This window comes from Streptomyces sp. 8L, from assembly GCF_020176795.1.
GTDB lineage: Bacteria > Actinomycetota > Actinomycetes > Streptomycetales > Streptomycetaceae > Streptomyces.
Genome location: NZ_JAIUKE010000550.1, coordinates 1 through 6,905 on the forward strand (window position 1 = coordinate 1; position 6,905 = coordinate 6,905).

Annotated in this window: 6 protein-coding genes; 3 read left to right on the forward strand and 3 right to left on the reverse strand. The window is 74.6% G+C overall.

Features of this window, described 5'->3' with window-relative positions; genetic code table 11:
- The first annotated feature begins 362 nt into the window (after positions 1–362).
- Both LCE31_RS33965 and LCE31_RS33970 read left to right on the forward strand, forming a co-directional pair.
- Positions 363–2,117, forward strand: a complete 1,755-nt coding sequence (locus LCE31_RS33965) for a TIGR03767 family metallophosphoesterase (protein WP_225021382.1) — start codon at positions 363–365, stop codon at positions 2,115–2,117.
- A gap of 124 nt (positions 2,118–2,241) precedes the next feature.
- Positions 2,242–3,492, forward strand: coding sequence for a DUF4032 domain-containing protein (locus LCE31_RS33970; protein WP_225021384.1), 1,251 nt, complete (start codon positions 2,242–2,244; stop codon positions 3,490–3,492).
- Between the two features lie 50 nt (positions 3,493–3,542).
- On the opposite strand, the gene LCE31_RS33975 is transcribed toward LCE31_RS33970, so the two are convergent.
- From LCE31_RS33975 to LCE31_RS33985, 3 genes are all read right to left on the reverse strand, one after another.
- Complete coding sequence (locus LCE31_RS33975; protein WP_225021386.1) at positions 3,543–4,565, reverse strand: NAD(P)/FAD-dependent oxidoreductase; 1,023 nt, start codon at positions 4,563–4,565, stop codon at positions 3,543–3,545.
- Positions 4,562–5,086 carry an isoprenylcysteine carboxyl methyltransferase family protein gene (locus LCE31_RS33980; RefSeq protein WP_225021388.1) on the reverse strand — a complete coding sequence of 175 codons (525 nt, stop codon included), beginning with the start codon at positions 5,084–5,086 and terminating at the stop codon, positions 4,562–4,564. Before LCE31_RS33980 ends, LCE31_RS33975 begins: the two co-directional genes overlap by 4 nt.
- Positions 5,087–5,164: 78 nt before the next feature.
- Complete coding sequence (locus LCE31_RS33985; RefSeq protein ID WP_225021390.1) at positions 5,165–6,217, reverse strand: type III polyketide synthase; 1,053 nt, start codon at positions 6,215–6,217, stop codon at positions 5,165–5,167.
- Between the two features lie 164 nt (positions 6,218–6,381).
- Here LCE31_RS33985 and LCE31_RS33990 point away from each other — a divergent pair.
- Positions 6,382–6,905, forward strand: a 524-nt coding sequence (locus LCE31_RS33990; protein WP_225021392.1) for a UbiA family prenyltransferase, incomplete at its 3' end; no start/stop codon positions are given.

Consider the following 6,905-nt stretch of genomic DNA (forward strand, 5'->3'; position numbering starts at 1 on the left):
GTCGAGCCCCGGCGGCCGGGGGGGGGGGGCCGCGGGCTCTGGTCGACAGTGCGTCTGCCCCTGCGCCGGAGCCCCATGCGCACGGGTTCCATGATTTTCCCGGCGGGACGCCACGACGAGTCCCCTGTGCGCCGGCTGTCCGTCCCCTTCCCCGGCGGATGAACGCTGAGTGACCGCTTTCCGGCGCGCGGGCATGGGTCCGAGGACGGCTTCGGTACCCCGGTGATCCCTGTGCGGTGATGGGCGCCGGACGTTGGAACCTCGTTCACGCGCAGGCCACACCCGGTGTCAAACATCAAAGGGTGGCCAGGGCACCGCCCCTGGGCCGACCGCAGGTACGTCCTCACCCGAGGAAGGGCATCATGTCCCGCATACGCTCCGCAGCCGCCTCCGTAGACCGCCGCCACTTCCTCACCGCCGCGGGGGCCGCCGGCGCCGCGGCCGGGATCGGCCTCCCGCTGGGCCTGCGCGGCGGCCCGGGCGGGGCGAGGGCCGTGGCGCCCGCGCAGGACCGCCCCGCCGTACCGTCGCAGCGGACCCCGGCCGCGTCCTCCGCGACCGCGGTACGGGCGCCTCGCGTGCCGGCGCGCACCACCCTCGACTCGGTCGCGACGCCCGTCGACACCGGGGCGCGCTTCCAGCGGCTGGCCGACGGCCCCGGATGGCGCCGGGTGGTGCGCCACGAGCTGGCGTCCGCGGGCACGTCACGCGCCTCCCGGCGCACCACCCTCACCGCGTTCGTCCAACTCACCGACCTGCACCTGGCCGACGTGCAGCACCCGGTGCGCACCGAGTACCTGCGCGCCGCCGACCTGACCGGCTGGCGGCCCCAGGAGGCGCTGTCCGTGCCCGGGGCGGTGGCGCTGATCGAACGGATCAACGCGCTCGGCGACGGCCCCGCCACCGGGTCGCCGCTGTCGTTCGCGGTGACCACGGGTGACAACACGGACAACAACTCCCGTGCCGAACTGGACTGGTTCCTCACCGTGATGAGCGGGGGCCGGGCCATTCCCAACACCGGCGACCCGCGGCACTACGAGGGCACGCAGAACTCGGGCGAGACGCTCTACTGGCAGCCGGAGTCCACCGTCCGCGACGTCGACACCCGCCTCGGCTTCCCGCGCGTCGGCGGCTACCTCGACGCGGTGATCCGCCCCGTGACCAGTCCCGGTCTGCGCATCCCGTGGTACTCGACGGTCGGCAACCACGACGCGCTGGCGAGCGGTGCGATGGCCGACAGATCCGGCTATCTCGCCGAATTCGCCGTGGGCGGGCGCAAGTTGTACGCCGTGTCCGAGAGCGAGGCGGCTCCGCTGCGTACGATTCTCAGCGCGGGCAGCCACCCCTCGGGCGACGAGCTGGTGGACCTGCTGCGCCGCGAGCGCCGCCACATGCGGGCGATCACCCCGGACGAGCGCAGGGCGCCGTTCACACCGCACGACTACCTGGCCGCGCACCTGGACCCCGCGCGCACGGGACCGGGGCCGCACGGCCACGGCTACACGGCCGACAACCTCGCCGCGAACACGCAGTACTACACCTTCCCCATGGGTGACAACGTCGTGGGCGTGAGCCTGGACACCACCGACAGGGGCGGCCACTTCCTCGGTTCGGTGGGCACGCGGCAGCTGGCCTGGCTGGAGAAGACCCTCACCCGCTACAGGGACGCGCACGTCGTCGTCTTCAGCCACCACAACAGCTGGACGATGACCAACACGCACCCCGACCCGGCGCAGCCGCACGAGGTCCGCCACACCGGCGACGAGGTGGTCGCGCTCCTGCGAAAGCACCGCAATGTGCGCGCCTGGGTCAACGGGCACAGCCACCGCAACCGGATACTGCCCCACGGCAGCTTCTGGGAGATCTCCACCGCCTCGCACGTGGACAGGCCGCAGCTCGCGCGCGTCATCGAGATCGCGGACAACGGCGACGGCACCCTGTCCCTGTTCACCACGCTGATCGAGTCGGGCGCGCCCGCGCGCACCGACTTCCACGACCTGTCGCAGACCGGACTCGCCGCCATGTACCGCGAGTTCGCGCACAACGCGCCGGGCGCGAGCACCACCGCGTACGGCTCGGCGGACGACCGCAACACGGAGCTGCTGCTGAAGCGCTGAGGGCGGGGCCGCGGGCGCGGGCACCCGCGGTCGGCGGCGCGCCGCGCCGACCCGGCACACTGGGTGCGGGACAGCGGCGTCCCCGACCCCACCCGACCCTGCCCAGCCGACCGCGGGAGGCGCGATGGCGCTGCAGATCAGCGCGACCAATCCGGAGCACCCGGCCCAACTGCTCGACCTGCCCTGGAACACCGTGCTGGAGGAGTGGCCCGAGGCATGTCTGGTGCCGCTGCCCCGCGGTATCTCACGGCACGTCGTGCGGTTCGCGTCCGCGGGACCCGAGGTCGTGGCGGTCAAGGAGATCACGGAACGCGCCGCGGTGCGGGAGTTCGAGCTGCTGCGCGGTCTGCACCGGCTCGGGATACCCGCGGTCGAGGCCCTCGCGGTGGTCACCGGCAGGACCGCGGCGGACGGCGAGGAGATCGAGTCGGCGCTCGTGACCCGGCACCTCAAGGGGTCGCTGCCGTACCGCTCGATGTTCGAGTCGACGATGCGGCCGAGCACCGTGAAACGGCTGATGGACGCGCTGGCCGTGCTGCTCGTGCGGCTGCACCTGGCGGGCTTCGCGTGGGGCGACTGCTCGCTGTCGAACGCGCTGTTCCGCCGGGACGCGGGCGCCTACGCCGCCTACCTGGTGGACGCGGAGACCGGTGAGCTGCACACCACCCTGAGCCAGGGGCAGCGGGAGTACGACATCGAGCTGGCCCGGATGAACATCGCGGGCGAGCTGATGGACCTGGAGGCCTCCGGTGCGCTGCACCCGTCGATCGACCCGGTGCCGTTCGGCGCGGCGATCGTGGAGCGCTACGAGGAGCTGTGGCACGAGCTGACGCGTGAGTCGGTCTACCCCCTCGACAAGCGCCACTACATCGACCGGCGCGTGCGCAGGCTCAACGACCTCGGCTTCGACGTGGCGGAGATGCGCATCGAGAGTTCGCCCCGGGGAGACACCGTCCGATTCCTGCCGAAGGTGGTCGACGCGGGGCACCACCAGCGCCAGCTGCTGCGGCTGACGGGGCTCGACGCGGAGGAGAACCAGGCCCGCAGGCTGCTCGGCGACCTGGAGTCGTGGATGGCGACGCAGGACGACTACGCGCCGGGCGACCCGCTCGGCGCGCGCCCCGAGGTCCTCGCGCACCGCTGGGTGCGGGACGTGTTCCGGCCGACGGTGCGGGCGGTGCCGCTGGAGCTGCGGGGCGAGACGGACACGGCGCAGATCTACCACGAGGTGCTGGAACACCGGTGGTACCTGTCCGAGGAGGCGGGCCACGACGTCGGCCTGGACGCGACGGTGAAGGACTACGTGGCCAACGTGCTGCCGCAGAACCTCACGGCGACGACCGTCCAGCAGATCGACCCGGCACAGGAGGACTGACCCGCGCGCGGGGCCGGTAGGAGGCGCCCGCGCCGCCCTGCCGCCGCGGGCTACTGGAGGGCGCGCACCGCCGCGCCGAAGACGCGGGGAAGCGCGGAGGCGGTGGGCACGAGCAGATGCGCCGCCGCCGGCCGGCCCGCCACCCGCACCAGGGCCTCGGTCAGGACCCGGTGGCGTCGGGTCAGGACCCGCCACTGACGGTCGTACGCCTCCGGCCGCCCGGCCCGCAGGCACGCGACGGCCGCGCGCGCGGAGGCCAGGCCGAGCGCGATGCCCTCGCCGGTCAGCGCGTCCACATAGCCGGCCGCGTCACCGACCAGCAGGACGCGGCCGGCGACGCGGGTACGGGCGCGCTGCCTGAGGGGGCCCGCGCCGCGCACCGCCGTCGCCGGCTCGCCGGTCAGGCGGGCGCGCAGCGCGGGGAACCCGGCCAGGTGCTCGTCGAAGCCCCCGCGCCGGGAGCTGAGGACCGCGACGCCCACCAGGTCGTCGGCGACCGGGGTGACGTACGCCTCGCCCGTGCGCGACCAGTGCACCTCGACGAGGTCCGACCAGGGGGCCATCCGGTAGTGGCGGCGCTGCCCGTAGCGGCGCGGGGCGCGCGGTCCCGGCGGCAGGTCCAGGCCGAGCGCCCGGCGCACCGGTGAGTGCAGGCCGTCCGCCGCGATCAGCCAGCGGGCGCGCAGTCCGCCCGCCGTCACCCCGTCCGCGTCCTGTGCCACCTCCGTGACCCGTCCGGGGACCGGCCCGACACCGGCCGCCTCGGCCCGCCGCAGCAGCGCCGCGTGCAGGTCGGTCCGGCGGATGCCCCGGCCGGGCCCGGCGTCGAACAGCGCCTCGGCGTGGTGGTGTTCGCGTACGTAGCGGATGCCGCGCAGCGGCCGGCCGGGTGGCAGGCAGGCACCGAGCGCGGTCAGTGCCCGTACGCCGCTGGGCATCACTCCTTCGCCGCACGCCTTGTCGACGGTGCCGGTACGGGGTTCGAGGACCACCGTCTCGAATCCGGCGGCGGACGCGTGCAGTGCGGCGGCCAGGCCCGCGGGTCCGCCGCCGACGACGAGCACGTCGATCACACCGGCGCTCCGGCGGGAGCGAGTGCCGCGTTCTCGCACCGTATCCGCACGGTCAGCAGCCAGGCGTTGAGTACGGTGAACGCGACGGCCGTCAGCCACGCGGTGTGCGCGAGCGGCAGGGCCACGCCCTCGGCCGCCACCGCCACGTAGTTGGGGTGCCTCAGCCACCGCAGCCGGTAGGGGCCCGCGGTGACCAGCGGCAGCCCCGGCACGACGAGCACCTTGGTGTTCCAGCGCGGCCCGAGGGCCGTGACGCACCACCAGCGCAGCCCCTGCGCGAGCAGGACGGCGGCGAGCATCGGCCATCCGAGGGCGGGCTCGAACGGCCGGTGCCCGAACCGGACTTCGGCGAGGCAGCCGAGGAGCAGGCCGGTGTGCAGCGCCACCATGGCGGGGTAGTGGCCGCAGCCGTGCTCGACCGCTCCGCGTGCGAGGCTCCAGCGCGTGTTCCGCTTGGCGACGGCCAGTTCGGCGAGGCGCTCCGCGCCCACCGCGAGAACCAGCACGGTGTACCAGATCACAGTCGCTCCCCGATCACAGTCGTCCGTCTCTCCCCGGGCCCGCCCGACGCACCGCGCGACCCGCCGGCGCCCGGGCGGTCACCAGCGCAGCAGGACCAGTTCCGCGCAGAAGCCGGGCCCCATGGCGAGCATGAGTCCCGCGGTGCCGGCCGGCGGCGGCCGTTCGGCCAGGGTGTCACGCAGGACGTGCAGGACGGAGGAGGACGAGAGGTTGCCCACCGATTCGAGGGAACGCCAGGTCAGATCGAGGGCCCCGGCCGGCAGGTCGAGGGATTCCTCGACCGCGCGGAGGACCTTCGGGCCGCCGGGGTGGCACACCCAGGCCGTGATGTCCTCGCGCGCGAGGCCGTGGTCGGCGAGGAACCCGTCCACGTCGGCGGCGAGGTTCTTGCGGACGATGTCCGGCACGCCGGCGTCCAGCACGATGCGGAACCCCGAGCCGGTGATGTCCCAGCCCATCGCGCCCTCGGTGTCCGGGTACATCCGGCTGCGCGTGTCGACGACGGCGGGGCCCCGGGTCTCACGGCGGGCGCCGCAGGCGACGACGGCGGCGGCGCCGTCGCCGAACAGGCCGGAGGCGATGAGGTTCGCCACGGACGGATCGTCGCGCTGCAGGGTGAGGCTGCACAGCTCCACGGAGAGCAGCACGGCCACGTCGTCCGGCCGGCCGAGCAGGTAGTCGTGCAGCCTGGCCAGGCCGGCCGCGCCCGCCACGCAGCCGAGTCCGAACACCGGGAGCCGTTTGACGTCGGTCCGCAGGCCGAGCCGCGAGACGAGCCGCGCGTCCACGGACGGGGCGGCGATGCCGGTGACGGAGGTGAACATCAGCAGGTCCACGTCGCGCGGCGACAGGCCCGCGGCCTCCAGGGCGCCGGTCACCGCCTCGGCGCCGAGCGGCACGGCGCTCTCGATGAACGCGTCGTTCGTCTCACCGAAGTCGCCGAGCTCCGCGTACCGTTCGAGTGGCAGCGCCATCGACCTGCGCGCGACCCGCACGCCGGTGTGCAGCCGGTCGAGGAGGCGGCGGTCGGTGCCGTCGGGCAGGCAGGTCCGCGCGACCATGCCGGTGATCTCGCGCTGGCTGTACTCGTGGGGGGCGAGCACTCCGTGTACGGCTGCGATACGCGTCATCTGGGGTCCGATCAGCTGGGGAACGGAACATCATTGCCCGTACTACGCCCTGTCACACGCCAGGTCGCCGGTTCGGCCCCTGACGGAATGACGACGTTCCGTCTTCCCCCGGCGCGGCGCGCGTATGCGGCTCACGGCGCGGCGCGCGTGCCTACGATGGCCCGATGGACGCCGTCGAGCGGCCGGCGCGGGGCGCGCGGGCCGCGGTTCCCGATGCGCCGCGGCCCCGGGCTGGCTCCCGGGTCCTCGCGCTGCTCGGCGCCTGTCATCCGGGGCCCACGGCCGCCGTGACGGTGCTGGTCGCGGGGATCGCCGTGGCGTCGGGGCAGCGCGCGGGCGGCTGCCTGCTGGCCACGGCCGCGGTGCTCGCGGGGCAGTTGTCGATCGGCTGGAGCAACGACGCGGTGGACGCGGCGCGCGACACGGCGGCGGGCCGCGGGGACAAGCCGGTCGCGGGCGGCGCGGTCACGGCGCGCGGGGTGCTGGCGGCGGCGCTGGCCGCGTTCGCGCTGTGTGTGCCGCTGTCGCTGCTGTACGGGCCGCTCGCAGGCGCGGTGCACCTGGCGGGGGTGGCGGGCGCGTGGGCCTACAACCTGGGGCTGAAGGCCACCGTGCTGTCGCCGCTGCCGTACGCGGTGGGTTTCGGCGCGCTGCCGGCTTTCGTCGCGCTGGGCCTGCCGGGCGGGCC